Source organism: Stenotrophomonas sp. SORGH_AS_0282, assembly GCF_030818125.1.
Classification (GTDB): Bacteria; Pseudomonadota; Gammaproteobacteria; order Xanthomonadales; family Xanthomonadaceae; genus Stenotrophomonas; species Stenotrophomonas rhizophila_A.
The window spans coordinates 2,825,932-2,841,377 of sequence record NZ_JAUTAB010000001.1; the positions used below are offsets into that span (position 1 = coordinate 2,825,932).

A 15,446-nucleotide genomic window follows, 5' to 3' on the forward strand; every position below is an offset into this window, starting at 1 on the left:
CGTTTCGGCCCCACTTCAGGCTCTTCTTAACCCTAAAAGGCGCGACCTGCACTGCCCCCCTCCCCACACTTCGAGCAGCGCTCGCTTGTGTCGTAGGTCACCTCGCGATAAGAGAAGTCGTGTTCTGGCTGCGGATACCCGCTGGCATGGACAACAACCAATGCACAGTGAGAAGCAGTATTCACCTCAGAAGCAGTGAACTCTGTAGTCACCGTAGCCCGCCCATCCCACGAGCGAACCAGACTGCATGCCTCGCTCCAGCCCGGCGCGCCTTCAACCGCATGACCAACTCCGATACCACCTGTTTGCGGCAGAGGTCCACCAGAGGGCTCAACCTTGAGCCCCAAGGCAGAAAGTTGGGAACCTCGCGCCTCCGTCCATGCGAAGACGAAGCGGTACTTGATCTTCATGGGGCGATGCTATCAAAGGGGGGGCTTTGCGGCCGGTGATATGCGTCCAGGCGATCATCGGCCGCAACCCGAGTCACCTTTCCGCTTAACGTCATGCGTTACCGGGCGCGGACGTGTCATCGGCGGTCGTCTTGCGACCGACCCTACCGTTCAGTTCGGTGCCTGCCGCAGGCGGAAGCGCCGGTCCCGCGGTCCGGTCCGGGCGGCCTTCGGTGCTGCCCTCCCCTACAATGTGGAGTCCGGCCTGCCCAAGGCCCCGCCACCGATGGACCCCGCGTGACCCAGAAGCCCGCTGAACACACCCCGCTGATGAAGCAGTTCTTTGCCGCCAAGTCCGGCTACCCGGACCTGCTGCTGTTCTTCCGCATGGGCGACTTCTACGAGCTGTTCTACGACGACGCCCGCAAGGCGGCCCGGCTGCTGGACATCACCCTGACCCAGCGCGGCAGCTCCGGCGGCGCGCCGATCCCGATGGCCGGGGTGCCCGTGCATGCCTACGAGGGCTACCTGGCGCGGCTGGTGGCGCTGGGCGAATCGGTGGCCATCTGCGAGCAGATCGGCGACCCGGCGCTGGCCAAGGGGCTGGTCGAGCGCAAGGTGGTGCGGATCGTCACCCCCGGCACCGTCACCGACGAGGCGCTGCTGGATGAGCGCCGCGATACCCTGCTGATGGCGCTGTCGCGTGGCAAGAACGGCTACGGCCTGGCCTGGGCCGACCTGGCCGGTGGCCGCTTCCTGGTCAACGAGGTCGATTCCGACGACGCGCTGGAGGCCGAACTGGCCCGCCTGGAACCGGCCGAGCTGCTGGTGCCCGATGAAGAGAACTGGCCGGAATTCCTCAAGCATCGCAGTGGCATCCGCCGCCGCGCGCCGTGGCTTTTCGACGCCGACAGCGGCCGCCGCCAGCTGCTGGCCTTCTTCAAGCTGCATGACCTGACCGGCTTCGGCATCGACGACAAGCCGCGCGCTACCGCCGCTGCCGGCGCCCTCCTTGGTTATGTCGAGGAAACCCAGAAGCAGCGCCTGCCGCACCTGACCTCCATTTCCACCGAAACGGCGAGCGAGGCGATTGCGATGAACGCGGCCACCCGCCGCCATCTCGAGCTGGATACGCGCGTGGACGGCGATACCCGCAACACCCTTCTGGGTGTGCTGGACACCACGGTCACTCCCATGGGTGGGCGCCTGCTGCGCCGCTGGCTGCACCGCCCGCTGCGCCTGCGCGAGGTGCTGGTGCAGCGCCACGATGCGGTGGCCACGCTGATCGACCGCGGTGCCGACAGTGACGTGCGCGAGGCGTTCCGTGCGCTGGGTGACCTCGAACGCATCCTTACCCGCGTGGCGCTGCGTTCGGCGCGCCCGCGCGACTTCTCCACGCTGCGCGATGGCCTGGGCCTGCTGCCGGAGGTGCGCGCGGTGCTGGCACCGCTGGATTCGCCGCGCCTGGTCGCCCTGCGCGAGGCGTTGGGCTCGCATGACGAGTGCGCGCACCTGCTGGCCTCGGCGATCGCCACTGCCCCGCCGATGAAGCTCAGCGACGGTGGCGTGATCGCGGAAGGCTATGACGCCGAGCTCGACGAACTGCGCCGCCTGTCCACCCATGCCGACCAGTTCCTGATCGACCTGGAACAGCGCGAGCGCGCCAGCAGCGGCATCGCCACGCTGAAGGTCGGCTACAACCGCGTGCATGGCTACTACATCGAAATCAGCAAGGGCCAGAGCGAAAAGGCGCCGGTGCATTACACCCGCCGCCAGACCCTGACCAATGCCGAGCGTTACATCACCGAAGAACTGAAGTCGTTCGAAGACAAGGTGCTGTCGGCGCGCGAACGTTCGCTGACGCGCGAAAAGCTGCTGTACGAACAGCTGCTCGATACGCTGGCGGGCGAACTGGAACCGCTCAAGCAGTGCGCCGCCGCGCTCAGCGAACTGGACGTGCTGGCTGGCTTCGCCGAACGCGCGCAGGCGCTGGACTGGGCGCGCCCGGAGCTGGACACCGCCCCGTGCCTGCGCATCGAGCGTGGCCGCCACCCGGTGGTGGAAGCGGTGCGCGAGCAGCCGTTCGAACCCAACGACCTCGACCTGCACGCCGACCGCCGCATGCTGGTCATCACCGGCCCGAACATGGGCGGTAAATCCACTTACATGCGCCAGAACGCGCTGATCGTGCTGCTGGCCCACATCGGCAGCTTCGTGCCGGCCAGCCGCGCGGTGATCGGCCCGATCGACCGCATCCTGACCCGCATCGGCGCCGGCGATGACCTGGCACGTGGCCAATCGACCTTCATGGTCGAGATGAGCGAAACCAGCTACATCCTGCATCACGCCACCGCGCAGTCGCTGGTGTTGATGGATGAGATCGGGCGCGGCACCTCCACGTATGACGGCCTGGCGCTGGCCGACGCAGTGGCCCGCCACCTCGCGTACGAGAACCGCTGCTACACGCTGTTTGCCACCCACTACTTCGAGCTCACCGCGCTGGCCGATGAGCAGCACCAAGGCGGCATCAGTGGCATTGCCAACGTGCACCTGGACGCGGTGGAGCACGGCGAGGCGCTGGTGTTCATGCACGCAGTGAAGGACGGCCCGGCCAACCGCAGCTTCGGCCTGCAGGTGGCTGCACTGGCAGGGCTGCCCCGCGCCACCGTGGCCCAGGCCCGGCGCCGGCTGGCCGAGCTGGAGCAGCGTGGTGGCGAGACCGTGGCCGCCACCATGGCCCCGCAGGCGCTGGATGCACCGCAGCAGTTCGGGCTGTTCACCGCGCCCTCGACCAAGGCGCAGGAGGCGTTGGCTGCGATTGATCCAGACGAGCTGACCCCGAAGCAGGCGCTGGAAGCGCTGTACCGGTTGAAGGCGCTGGTGTGAAGCGCACGACCAACGGTCGTGACCTACCGGCTTGGTGCGGGCGCACCCTTTGCCGGTAGCGCCGGCCGTTGGCCGGCCCACGTCGTCCTGGGCCCGGCCAACGGCCGGCGCTACCGTGCTCGCGGCCCGCGTGAAGCCTTCGCATTCCCTTCGTGCAGGCGGCGTTATGCTCCGCCGGTCCCATCCCGGGTCGAAGGAGTCGATCGTGAACACGAACTCGCTCACCGCATCCCTCTTGGAGCAGCTTCAGCAGGGCCAGGGCCTTCAGCAGGTCTCGCAGCAGCTTGGCCTGGACCAGAACCAGACATCGCAGGCCGTCAGGGCGGCGCTCCCGCTGTTCATGGGGGCCCTGGGTAACAATGCCAGCGAACCGCAGGGCGCACAGTCCCTGCTCAATGCCCTTCAGAAAGACCACCTGGCCGGTGGCGGCGGTGGCGGGTTCGACCTCGGCGGCATCCTCGGTGCCGTCCTCGGCGGCGGCGCCGGTGGCCCGGCCACCAATGGCCAGGGCATCCTCGGCCACGTCTTCGGCGGTCAGACCCCGCAGGCCGCCCAGGCCCTGGGCAACAAGACCGGCTTGGACAGCGGCCGCGCCGGCCAGCTGCTGGCAATCCTGGCGCCCATCGTGATGTCGTTCCTGGCTCAGCGGTTTGCACAGCAGGGCAACGCCAGCAACCTAAGCCAGGCGCTCGGGCAGGAAGCCCCACAGGCCGCCAGCGCGGGCGGGATCAGCGGCGTGCTGAACATGTTCGACCAGGATGGCGACGGCCAGTTCGGCCTCAGCGATGTCATGGGCATTCTCAGCAAGCGCTGACCAGCCTGTCGGTCGCCGGCTTGCATGGCCGGCGACCTTTCAATAGTCCGTACCTATCACTTCGGTTAGATCAATTGAATTTACCAACCGCCGACCGGCGCATAGGGTAGTTGGGCTGCCCTCGCGTCCTTCCGCGGGGCCCATTCCACATTCGCCAGTCCACAGGTAACTGCCCATGAAAAGCGAAGCGAAGTGCCCGTTCAACCACGCCCTTGTCGGCGATGCCACCACCAACCGCGACTGGTGGCCCAACCAGCTCCGCGTGGACCTGCTCAACCAGCACTCCTCGCGCTCGCACCCGCTGGCTGCCGACTTCGATTACGCCAAGGCGTTCTCCCAGCTCGACTACGCCGCGCTCAAGGCCGACCTCACCGCGCTGATGACCGATTCGCAGGACTGGTGGCCGGCCGACTTCGGCCACTACGGCGGCCTGTTCGTGCGCATGGCCTGGCACAGCGCCGGCACCTACCGCATCGGTGACGGCCGCGGCGGCGGCGGCCGCGGCCAGCAGCGCTTCGCCCCGCTCAACAGCTGGCCGGACAACGTCAGCCTGGACAAGGCGCGCCGCCTGCTGTGGCCGATCAAGCAGAAGTACGGCCAGGCCATTTCCTGGGCCGACCTGCTGATCCTCACCGGCAACGTCGCGCTGGAATCGATGGGCTTCAAGACGCTGGGTTTTGCCGGCGGCCGCCCCGATACCTGGGAACCAGACCAGGACGTGTACTGGGGCCGCGAAACCACCTGGCTGGGCGGCGACGTGCGCTACGCGCATGGCTCCGAAGGCGTAGTCGAAGACCATGGCGTGCTGGTGTCCGATGACGATGCCGACGGTGACATCCACTCGCGCAACCTGGAAAACCCGCTGGCTGCCGTGCAGATGGGGCTGATCTACGTGAACCCCGAAGGCCCGGATGGCAACCCCGACCCGGTCAAGGCCGCCATCGACATCCGCGACACCTTCGGCCGCATGGCCATGGATGACGAGGAAACCGTGGCGCTCATCGCCGGTGGCCACAGCTTCGGCAAGACCCACGGCGCCGGCCCGGCCGACAACGTGGACGTGGAACCCGAAGCGGCCGGTCTCGAACATCAGGGCCTGGGCTGGGCCAACAAGTTCGGCAGCGGCAAGGGTGGCGACACCATCACCAGCGGCCTGGAAGTGACCTGGACGCGCACCCCGGCGCAGTGGAGCCACGACTTCTTCGAGATTCTGTTCGGCAACGAATGGGAACTGACCAAGAGCCCGGCCGGCGCCCACCAGTGGGTGGCCAAGAATGCCGATGCAGTGATTCCTGACGCGCATGATCCGTCGAAGAAGCACCGCCCCACCATGCTCACCACCGACCTGTCGCTGCGCCTGGACCCGGCCTACGAAAAGATCTCGCGCCGCTTCCTCGAGAATCCGCAGCTGTTCGCCGATGCGTTCGCGCGCGCTTGGTTCAAGCTGACCCACCGCGACATGGGCCCGCGCGCCCGCTACCTCGGCCCGGAAGTGCCGGCCGAAACCTTCATCTGGCAGGACCCGGTGCCGGAAGCGTCGGCAACGCAGATCAGTGCGAATGACGTGTCCGCCCTGAAGCAGCAGATCGCGGCTGCGGGGCTGAGCGTGGGGGAGCTGGTGTCCACCGCGTGGGCGTCGGCCTCCACGTTCCGTGGTTCGGACAAGCGCGGCGGCGCCAACGGTGCGCGCATCCGACTGGCCCCGCAGAAGGACTGGGCGGTGAACCAGCCGCAGCAGCTGGCCAAGGTGCTGGCCGCACTGGAGAAGATCCAGGCCGGCTTCAAGGGCGATGGCGGCGCGCAGGTGTCACTGGCTGATCTGATCGTGCTGGCCGGCAATGTCGGCGTGGAGCAGGCGGCCAAGGCCGGTGGCCATGACGTCAGCGTGCCGTTCAACGCGGGCCGCACCGATGCCAGCCAGGACCAGACCGACGTGGAATCGTTCGCGGTGCTGGAGCCGTATGCCGATGGTTTCCGCAACTACGTGAAGGGCCGCTACAGCGTGCCGGCCGAGGCGCTGCTGATCGACAAGGCGCAGCTGCTGACCCTGACCGGGCCGGAGCTGACCGCGCTGGTGGGCGGGCTGCGCGTGCTGGGTGCGAACGTGGATGGCAACACCCAGGGCGTGCTGACCGAACGGCCGGGCACGTTGAGCAACGACTTCTTCGTCAACCTGCTGGACATGCGTACGCAGTGGAAGGCCAGCGGCGATGGCTATGAAGGCATCGATCGCAACGGTGGCGGCAAGCGCTGGACCGGCAGCCGTGCCGACCTGGTGTTCGGCTCCAACTCGGTGCTGCGCGCGATTGCCGAGGTGTATGCCAGTGCGGATGGCGAGAAGAAGTTCGTCAACGACTTCGTGGCTGCCTGGGCGCGGGTGATGGAGCTGGACAGGTACGACCTGCACCGGTAACGCGGGTTTGGGGGCGCACGACCAACGGTCGTGCGCTACCTGTTACGTCGCGCCCACGCATTACATCGCGTCAAGATCGCCCAGGGCCTTGATCAGCCGGCGCGCGCGCTTGTCGGGGCGGTGCTCCGGTGGGAGGTAGCCGTTCTTCATTGCCGCGCGCTGGGCACGCTGCTCCGCCCTTCGCGCGCGCGAGGCTTCGCTTTCTTCGTACAGCTGCTGCGCCACCGGCGCCGGGCCGCGCAGGTCGCTCAGGCCGCGCACCTGCACGTCATACACCTCATCGCCACGGCTGATCTGCAGCTGCTCGCCTATGCGCACCGCGCGCGAGGACTTGGGGCGCTGCCCGGCCACGTCCACCTTGCCCGTTTCCACGGCCTGCTTGGCCAGGCTGCGGGTCTTGAAGAAGCGTGCGGCCCAGAGCCACACGTCCAGCCGCACGGAGGCGGCCACCAACGGTTGTGCTTCGGTCATGCGGTTGGTTCAGCTCCCCGGCTCGGCCGGTCGTCGATTCAGCGGTTGCGGTTCCGACGGGTTGCCACGGCACCCGGTGCCACCAATCAGTACGGGTACCCCCGCATCCAGATCGCGGCGCTGGCTGCCGACCTGGCATTCCGGTCGGTCCATCGGCCGTACCTGCGCGTCGCGCAGGCGGTCGTCTGTACTCGAACATGCGGGCAGCGCGACGGCAATCAAGAGCGCCAGCACGGTGGGGATGAACCGGTCAGCCGGGCGGGTCCGGCGCCATCCCGTGCCGGGTACATCTGTCGCGGCGATCGTGCAGTGAGACGCGGAGGTGCGCATCGCGATATCCCGTTGATGGGCGTGGTGCTAGTGTGCCGCTGTCCCGCCTTGATCTCCAGAGCCCATGGCCAAAGCGCCGCTTGACCTGACCACCGGCCCGATCGGGCGCAACCTGTTCCTGTTCGCCCTGCCGATCCTGGCGGGCAACATCGCCCAGTCGTTGAACGGCTCGGTGAATGCGGTGTGGGTGGGCCGCTTCCTGGGCGAGGCGGCGCTGACGGCTACCGCCAACGCCAACAACATCATGTTCTTCCTGATCGGTTCGGTGTTCGGCATCGGCATGGCCGCCACCATCCTGATCGGCCAGGCGATGGGCGCCAAGGACATCCCCCAGGCGCGGCGGGTGATGGGCACCAGTGCCACCTTCTTCATCGGGCTGTCGGTGGTGATCGCCATCGCCGGCTGGTGGCTGTCGCATCCGCTTCTGGCGGCGATGGGCACGCCTGCCGCGTCCCTGCCGCTGGCCGAGGCCTACCTGCGCATCATCTTCCTGGCCATGCCCACGCTGTACGCGTTCGCCTTCCTCAGTTCGGCACTGCGCGGCGTCGGCGATTCGCGCACGCCGTTCCGCTTCCTGCTGCTGTCGGTGGTGCTGGATATCGGCTTCAATCCACTGCTGATTTTCGGCATCGGGCCGTTCCCCAAGCTGGGGATCGCGGGCGCGGCGTGGGCCACGCTCATCGCGCAGACGCTGTCGCTGATCGGCCTGCTCTGGTACATGCGCAACAAGCGCCATGTGTTGTGGCTGGGGCGCAAGGACATGCGGCTGTTCAAGATCGACACGGAAATCCTGCGCGCGCTGGTGGTCAAGGGCGTGCCGATGGGCCTGCAGATGGTGCTGATTTCGCTGTCGATGATCATGATGATGACCATGGTCAACAGCTACGGCACCGATACCGCGGCGGCCTATGGTGCCTCGCTGCAGTTGTGGACCTACGTGCAGATGCCGGCGATGGCGATCGGTGCGGCGTGTTCGTCGATGGCCGCGCAGAACGTGGGCGCGGGCAACTGGTCGCGGGTGCGGGGCACCGCGCGCAGCGGCGTGCTGTACAACTTCCTGCTGACCGGCGTGTTGATCCTGCCGCTGATCCTGCTGGACCGTTACTCGCTGGCACTGTTCCTGCCCAGCGGCAGCGAAGCGCTGGACGTGGCGCGCCACCTCAACCACATCGCGGTGTGGTCGTTCCTGTTCTTCGGCGTGAACTTCGTGATCTCCGGCGTGGTGCGCTCCACCGGTGCGGTGATTCCGCCGCTGCTGATCCTGGCCGCCTCGTTGTGGGGAATCCGGGTGCCGTTCGCCGAGCTGCTGCAGGATCAGTGGGGCGCCGATGCGGTGTGGTGGAGTTTCCCGGTGAGTTCGTTCTGCGCGATGTTGATGTCGCTGGCGTATTACCGCTGGGGCGGCTGGCGCAAGGCGCGCATGTTGCCCGCCCATCGCCAGGAAGTGGCGGCGCCCGCGGAAATTCCCGCATCGCCGCCGTCGCCGGTCGCCGATCCTGCGCCGCCGATTGCCGCGGTCGAACGCGGTTAGATGGCGCAGAAACGCAAACGGCCACCCGAAGGTGGCCGTCTGGTTGGGTAGGTACCGACCGCCGGTCGGTACCCTACGCCGGAATTACTGGGCAGCCTTGGCAGCCAGGCGCGCGGCCTTGGCCTGCGCAGCAGCAGCCAGATCTTCCTTGATGCGGGCAGCCTTGCCTTCCAGGCCACGCAGGTAGTACAGCTTGCCGGCGCGGACCTTACCACGACGCTTCACTTCGACCGAGTCGATGATGGCGCTGTGGGTCTGGAAGACGCGCTCGACGCCGTAGCCGTGCGAGATCTTGCGGACGGTGAACGCGGAGTTCAGGCCGGCGTTCTTGGTGCCGATCACGACGCCTTCGTACGCCTGGACGCGCTCGCGGTTGCCTTCCTTCACCTTCACGTTCACGACAATGGTGTCGCCCTGGCTGAACTTCGGCAGCTCGCGGGTGATCTGGGCGGATTCGAAGTCCGAGAGGATGGTTTTGTTCAGCTTGCTCATGGGTGCACCGATTGTGTTCGTTCGGGTGGGCGTGTCGTTTCGACAACGTAGGCTCATGCAGTCACCGGACTGTGCTGCACGTTTTTTGTAGGGTTTCCACCGTCAGGCGTCAAAGGCCTGATGGGAATCCGCAATTCTAACCATTCTTCGGGGCAGTTACCACCCCAGCGGGCGTTACGGCAGTTCGGCCCTTGCCTGGTCCAGCAGGATCCGGTCGGCCTTGGACAGGCTGGCCTCGTCAAGCAGGTCCGGGCGCCGCAGCCAGGTCCGCAGCAGCGACTGCTGGCGGCGCCAGCGGGCAATGGCCGCGTGGTTGCCCGAGCGCAGCACGTCCGGGACATCGCCCCATTCATGTTGCGCCGGCTGGCTGAAATGCGGGCAGTCCAGCAGCCCCTGCGGGCCTTCGAAACTGTCCTGGGCGGCAGACTCGGCGTCGTTCAGGGCGCCTTCCTGCAGCCGGGTAACGGCATCCACGATCACCGCCGCGCCCAGCTCACCGCCGGACAGGACGTAATCGCCAATCGAGATTTCCTCGGTGACCTCGGCCGCCAGGAAGCGCTCGTCCACGCCCTCATAGCGCCCGCACAGCAGGATCATGCGCGGCAATGCCGCCAGTTCCCGGACCTTGGCCTGGGTCAGCGGCTTGCCCTGCGGGCTCAGGTAGATGACCGGGGCCGGCGCCGGGTCGGCCGCCTTGGCCGCGGCCAGGCAGGCGCGCAGCGGCTCGATCAGCATCACCATGCCCGGGCCACCGCCGAACGGACGGTCGTCCACCCGGCGATAGTTGCCCTCGGCGTAGTCACGCGGATTCCAGCCATGCAGGTCCAGCAGGCCGCGTTCGGCCGCACGGCCGACCACGCCCAGCGCGGCCGACTGCGCCATGAACTCCGGGAACAAGGTGATGACGTCAATGCGCACCGGTCAGAACTCCGGGTCCCAATCAACGATGACCAGGTTGGCCTCGAAATCCACCGATTTCACGAAGTCCGGCTGCACGAACGGAATCATCCGCTCACGGTCGCCCTGCACCACCACCACGTCGTTGGAGCCGGTCGAGAACAGGTGCGATACCCGCCCCAGTTCGACGCCATCAACGGTACGCACCTGCAGACCTTCCAGGTCGACCCAGTAATACTCGTCGGCCTTCGGCGGCGGCAGTGCGCTGCGTGCTACATAGACTTCGGTTCCGTACATCGACTCGACCACATCGCGGTCGGTGATATCGGGAAACACCGCAACCAGGTGCTTGCCGGACTGACGTCCGCGCGCGCCCTTGAGGGTGCTCTCCTGGCCGGCCGGCGTGCGCAGGATCCAGGGCTGATAGTTGAATATGGCGGTACGCGGCTCGGTCCAGGACTCGAGCTTTATCTCGCCTCGCACACCAAAAGCGCCGACAATCCTGCCCAGCAGGATGCGGCGCTCGGTATCTTTCATCTGTATATGCCGACGGGCCGCGCCAGGCGCGGCCCTTCAGGATCAGGCCGCAGCGGCCTGGGCCTTGGTCGCTTCCTTGTACAGGTTGCGAACCTTGTCGGTCAGCTGGGCGCCGTTGGCAACCCATGCGTCGACCTTCGGGATATCCAGCACGATGCGGGCTTCGGCGCCCTGGGCAACCGGGTTGTAGTAACCCACGCGCTCGATGTTGCGGCCGTCACGCGCGCTGCGCGAGTCGGTCACGATGATGTGGTAGAACGGACGCTTCTTGGCGCCGCCGCGGGTCAGTCGGATCTTGACCATGGTGTTGCTTCCTCTATTGCCCAGTCGCCAGGATGGCGCGGTAAGCCGGCGATTATAGCGGCGGGGTGCGGGCATTCCAAGCCTGCCCGGGCGGGGGAACCTGAATTGGTCGTTCAGGCCGGTTGAGCAGGGTTGCAGGCGCCGCTTGGGCCGGCCAACGGCCGGCCCAGGCGGTCTCACCCCAACACGGAATCCCACGGCGCCTGCAACAACACTGCCTTGGCTTTTCCGCAGACTGCCTCCGACCCCGGGAACGCCACTCCATCAATGCTCCCGATCGGCCACACCCCCGCAGCATTGCAGGCAATGGCGGCGTCGAACCCGGCCAGGTCGTCCAACCGCACCGGCGCCAGCTGCGGCTCCCTGCCCCACCCCGCCTGCAGCAGGCGCTCCTGCGTTCCGCGCAATGCCGGGGCCTGCGGCCACACCAGGTCTCCACCACGCCCGAACGCGATGTTCCAGGTGGTGCCTTCGCTGATCGCACCCTGCGCATCCACGAATACTGCATCGTCGTACCCGGCCTGCAGCGCCTGCCGACGATGCTCGAACAACGGGAACGTGCCTACATGCTTGAGGTGAGGCAACTCGCGCTGGTACACCACGCTGCGCACGCGGCGTGCCGTTGCCGGCAGCGTCACCGGCGCCGACACCGCCACCAGCACATCCACCGGCACAACCTGCAGCGGCTGGCGGAAATCGAATACCTGCGAGAACACCGTGACCCGCACCGAGGCATCGACCCTGCCCTCGGCCTGCAGCGCGTGCGCGATCCAAGCCTGCACCTGGGTGCCATCCAGCGTGCTGCCAAACAGTTCCTCGGTGCCCTGGCGCAAGCGCCGCAGGTGCAGGTCGAGCCCCTGCACCGCACCGCCGCGCACCTGCAGCGAGGTGAAGTGGCCGTAGTTGACCAGCGCGCCGGCCAGATCGTCGGCGCTGGCGCGGTGGCCGTTGCAGTACACGCTCATCCCAGCAAGCCGCGCGCGTCGGCCCACAGCGCCTGCAGCACTTCGGCCGCCGGCTTGTCGGGCGCCATCCAGGCCGATTGCCCGGCCCACGCCTGCATCGCGTCGATGCGGTGTTCGCGGTTGGCCTGGGCGCGCATCGGCGCGGTCAGGCCGCGCTGCACCGGGTACGGGCGCGGCGGCGGCGCGGACGGAGCGGCGGCTGCACGCACATAGGGTGTCGCCAGGCCACGGCCGAGCCGGCCGCTGAAGGCACGGGTCGGCCAGGTGTCTTCCGGTTCGGCGGCCGCCAGCGCCTGCGACCAGGCCGGGTCGATCGCGCACTCGGGCGTGCGCAGGAACGCGGTGCCGATCTGCACCGCGCTGGCACCCAGCATCAGCGCGGCGGCGATGCCGCGTCCGTCGGCGATGCCGCCTGCGGCGATCACCGGCACCTGCAGGCGGTCGGCCAGGCGCGGCACCAAGGCGAACAGGCCCACCAGTTGGCGCTCGGCAGCCGCCGGATCAAACGCGCCACGATGGCCACCGGCCTCGAAGCCCTGCGCCACGACCGCATCGGCACCCGCAGCCTCGGCGGCCAGGGCTTCGGCCAAGGTGGTGGCGCAGGCGAACCAGGCGATGCCGGCGTCTTTCAGGCGCTGCACCTGGGCGGCGCTGAAGACGCCCATGATGGTGGAGGCGACCGCAGGTTTGGCGGCAATCAGTGCATCGAACTGCGCATCGAAATCGGCCGGGCCGGCGTCGGCGGCATCTGCCGGCACTTCCGGGCCCCACTGTGCGAGAAACGCCCGGGTGGCGGCTTCGGCGTCAGCATCGCGCGCGGGCGCGGCATCCGGGATCCACACATTGACCTGCGCCGGCCCGCTGGACTGGGCGCGGAAGGCATCCATCCAAACCACGATGTCCTGCGGCTGCGAGAGGACCGCGCCCATCGCGCCCATGCTGCCCGCGTTGGCCAATACCGCAGACAGCGGGACCGGACAGGCGCCGGCCATGGGGGCGAGCAGAATGGGAGACTGCAACGAGAAACGCCGACAGAAACTGTCGGCGCGTTCGAGGATTCGCGGGTCGGTCATGCGGGGCGCACCTTGGGGTCGACCTTTACAGTCTACGCCGGGCGTCCCGCTGACCGGCGCTTGATCAGCGGAACGGCATGCCGCCGCGGCCGCCCATGGCACCCATCATGCCCTTCATGCTGCGCATCATGCCCTTCATGCCGCCGCCGGCCATCTTGCTCATCATCTTTTCCATCTGCTGATACTGCTTCATCAGCTTATTGACGTCGGCCGGAGTCAGGCCGGAACCGCGCGCGATGCGGGCACGGCGCGAGCCGTTGAGCAGGCCCGGGTTGCGGCGTTCCTTCTTGGTCATCGAATTGATGATGGCGATCATGCGCGGCACTTCCTTGCCCTGGCTGACCTGCTGCTTGAGGTGCTCGGGGATCTGGCCCAGGCCCGGCAGCTTGTCCATCAGGCCGCCGATGCCGCCCATGTTCTGCATCTGCTCGAGCTGGTCGCGCATGTCGTTCAGGTCGAACTTCTTGCCCTTGGCGACCTTCTCGGCCAGCTTCTGCGCCTTGTCCTTGTCGACCTGCTGCTCGACCTGCTCCACCAGCGACAGCACGTCGCCCATGTCCAGGATGCGGCTGGCGATACGGTCCGGGTGGAACACGTCCAGGCCGTCGGGCTTTTCGCTGACGCCGACAAACTTGATCGGCTTGCCGGTGATGTAGCGCACGCTCAGCGCGGCACCGCCACGGGCGTCACCGTCGGTCTTGGTCAGCACCACGCCGGTCAGCGGCAGCGCTTCACCGAAGGCCTTGGCGGTGTTGGCCGCGTCCTGGCCGGTCATGGCATCGACCACGAACAGGGTTTCAGCCGGGTTCACCGCCGCGTGCAGGGCCTTGATCTCGGCCATCATCGCTTCGTCGATGGCCAGGCGGCCGGCGGTATCCACCAGCAGCACGTCCACGAACGACTTGCGCGCATCATCGATGGCCGCGCGCACGATGGCTTCGGGCTTCTGGTCGGCGCTGGACGGGAAGAACAGCACGCCCACCTGGTCGGCCAGGGTCTTGAGCTGCTCGATCGCGGCCGGACGATAGACGTCGGCCGACACCACCATCACTTTCTTCTTGCGCTTTTCCTTCAGGTGCTTGGCCAGCTTGCCCACCGTGGTGGTCTTGCCCGCACCCTGCAGGCCCGCCATCAGGATGATGGCCGGGGCCGGCACATTGAGGTTCAGGTCGGAGGCGGCCGAGCCCATCACGGCGGTCAGCTCGTCGCGCACCACCTTGATCAGCGCCTGGCCCGGGGTCAGCGACTTGAGCACTTCCTGGCCGACCGCGCGCACCTTGATGCGCTCGACCAGGGCCTGCACGACCGGCAGGGCGACGTCGGCTTCCAGCAGCGCGATGCGGACTTCGCGGGTGGCCTCGCGGATGTTTTCCTCGGTGAGGCGACCGCGGCCACGCAGCCGCTCGATGGTGCCGGAGAGGCGCTGGGTCAGGGACTCGAACATGGAGGCAACCTGTTCAGAACGAAAGACAAAGAGACGCACAGTATAGCGGGTCCGCCGCACTCCCCCGACGGCCCGGGGGTATGCGAAACTGACACGATGACAATCGTTCTCATCGCGACCCTGCTGTACCTGGCCGCCACCGCCCTGCTGGTGCGCGCGGTGGTGCGCGATGACGCCAACCGCTCGCCCACCTGGCTGTGGCCGGCGGTGCCGGCGATGGTCCTGCACGGCAGCTACCACGCACTGGTGGCCCTGCACACCAGCGGCGGGCCGGACATGCACTTCTTCGCGGCGCTGTCCCTGGTCGGGCTGGGCATGGCCTGGCTGACCTCGCTGGTGGCCGCGCGCGGGCGCATGGCCGCGCTTGGCGTGCTGGTGTTCCCGATGGCTGCGGCGGTGTTGTGCGTCTATCACGGCTATGGGCATGCGCCCAGCCGCCCGCTGGGCTGGCAGCTGGCCACCCACGCCTGGATGGCGCTGCTGGCCTACGCCACCCTGAGCGTGGCCGCGCTGCTGGCGATCATGCTGTGGCTGCAGGAACGCGCCCTGCGCCGCCGCGATTTCCGCCCGTGGCTGCGCGCCCTGCCGCCGCTGGCGGACCTGGAAGCCCTGCTGTTCCGCGTGATCGCGGTGGGCTTCGCGCTGCTCACGCTGACCCTGCTCACCGGCGTGCTGTTCGTTGACGACCTGCTCGCGCAGAAGCTGGTGCACAAGACCGTGCTCAGCGTGCTGTCGTGGATCGTCTTCGGCACCCTGCTGATCGGGCGCCGCCGCTATGGCTGGCGCGGCGCCAAGGCGGTGCACTGGACCCTCACCGCCATGGCGCTGCTGCTGCTGGCATTCTTCGGCAGCCAGTTCGTCATCGAACTGGTGTTCGGGCGCGCGCGCTGATCAACCGCCG

Annotated in this window: 14 protein-coding genes; 5 read left to right on the top strand and 9 right to left on the bottom strand. The window is 67.6% G+C overall.

The genetic code is table 11. The features are described 5' to 3' along the window. Positions 1–719 precede the first annotated feature (719 nt). From mutS to katG, 3 genes are all read left to right on the top strand, one after another. Positions 720–3,275, top strand: a complete 2,556-nt coding sequence (mutS, locus tag QE395_RS12585; RefSeq protein ID WP_306990498.1) for a DNA mismatch repair protein MutS — start codon at positions 720–722, stop codon at positions 3,273–3,275. A gap of 166 nt (positions 3,276–3,441) precedes the next feature. After that, positions 3,442–4,089 (top strand): DUF937 domain-containing protein, encoded by a 648-nt coding sequence (locus QE395_RS12590; protein ID WP_095363377.1) that lies wholly within the window; start codon positions 3,442–3,444, stop codon positions 4,087–4,089. 175 nt (positions 4,090–4,264) lie between these two features. Next, positions 4,265–6,502: a catalase/peroxidase HPI gene (gene katG, locus QE395_RS12595; protein ID WP_306989367.1), complete on the top strand. Its 2,238-nt coding sequence runs from the start codon at positions 4,265–4,267 to the stop codon at positions 6,500–6,502. A 60-nt stretch (positions 6,503–6,562) separates the two neighbouring features. On the opposite strand, the gene QE395_RS12600 is transcribed toward katG, so the two are convergent. Together QE395_RS12600 and QE395_RS12605 are read right to left on the bottom strand one after the other, a co-directional pair. After that, on the bottom strand, positions 6,563–6,973 hold the full coding sequence (locus tag QE395_RS12600) for a S4 domain-containing protein (protein WP_306989369.1): 411 nt from the start codon (positions 6,971–6,973) through the stop codon (positions 6,563–6,565). Positions 6,974–6,982: 9 nt separating this feature from the next. Continuing rightward, positions 6,983–7,303, bottom strand: a complete 321-nt coding sequence (locus QE395_RS12605) for a hypothetical protein (RefSeq protein WP_245357153.1) — start codon at positions 7,301–7,303, stop codon at positions 6,983–6,985. 64 nt (positions 7,304–7,367) lie between these two features. On the opposite strand from QE395_RS12605, the gene QE395_RS12610 reads away from it, so the two are divergent. Next, entirely contained in the window at positions 7,368–8,834 is a 1,467-nt protein-coding gene (locus QE395_RS12610; protein ID WP_306989372.1) for an MATE family efflux transporter, read from the top strand. Positions 8,835–8,918: 84 nt separating this feature from the next. Here the strand turns inward: QE395_RS12610 and rplS are convergent, their stop codons facing one another. From rplS to ffh, 7 genes are all read right to left on the bottom strand, one after another. Continuing rightward, entirely contained in the window at positions 8,919–9,326 is a 408-nt protein-coding gene (rplS, locus tag QE395_RS12615) for a 50S ribosomal protein L19 (RefSeq protein ID WP_068850284.1), read from the bottom strand. A gap of 174 nt (positions 9,327–9,500) precedes the next feature. Next, a complete protein-coding gene (gene trmD, locus QE395_RS12620; RefSeq protein ID WP_093533114.1) occupies positions 9,501–10,244 on the bottom strand; it encodes a tRNA (guanosine(37)-N1)-methyltransferase TrmD in 744 nt (247 codons plus the stop codon). 3 nt (positions 10,245–10,247) lie between these two features. After that, the gene (gene rimM, locus QE395_RS12625) at positions 10,248–10,760 is read right to left on the bottom strand and encodes a ribosome maturation factor RimM (protein ID WP_095363379.1); all 513 of its coding nucleotides are present in this window, start codon (positions 10,758–10,760) and stop codon (positions 10,248–10,250) included. 42 nt (positions 10,761–10,802) lie between these two features. Further along, positions 10,803–11,063 (bottom strand): 30S ribosomal protein S16, encoded by a 261-nt coding sequence (gene rpsP, locus QE395_RS12630; protein ID WP_068850278.1) that lies wholly within the window; start codon positions 11,061–11,063, stop codon positions 10,803–10,805. A gap of 176 nt (positions 11,064–11,239) precedes the next feature. Continuing rightward, on the bottom strand, positions 11,240–12,028 hold the full coding sequence (locus tag QE395_RS12635; RefSeq protein ID WP_095363380.1) for an aminotransferase class IV family protein: 789 nt from the start codon (positions 12,026–12,028) through the stop codon (positions 11,240–11,242). Continuing rightward, positions 12,025–13,101, bottom strand: a complete 1,077-nt coding sequence (locus tag QE395_RS12640) for a nitronate monooxygenase (protein WP_306989377.1) — start codon at positions 13,099–13,101, stop codon at positions 12,025–12,027. Before QE395_RS12640 ends, QE395_RS12635 begins: the two co-directional genes overlap by 4 nt. Positions 13,102–13,165: 64 nt before the next feature. After that, positions 13,166–14,545 (bottom strand): signal recognition particle protein, encoded by a 1,380-nt coding sequence (ffh, locus tag QE395_RS12645; RefSeq protein WP_068850272.1) that lies wholly within the window; start codon positions 14,543–14,545, stop codon positions 13,166–13,168. Between the two features lie 96 nt (positions 14,546–14,641). Between ffh and ccsA the strand changes: the two genes are divergently transcribed. Beyond that, positions 14,642–15,436: a cytochrome c biogenesis protein CcsA gene (gene ccsA / locus QE395_RS12650; RefSeq protein WP_068850270.1), complete on the top strand. Its 795-nt coding sequence runs from the start codon at positions 14,642–14,644 to the stop codon at positions 15,434–15,436. Positions 15,437–15,446: the final 10 nt, after the last annotated feature.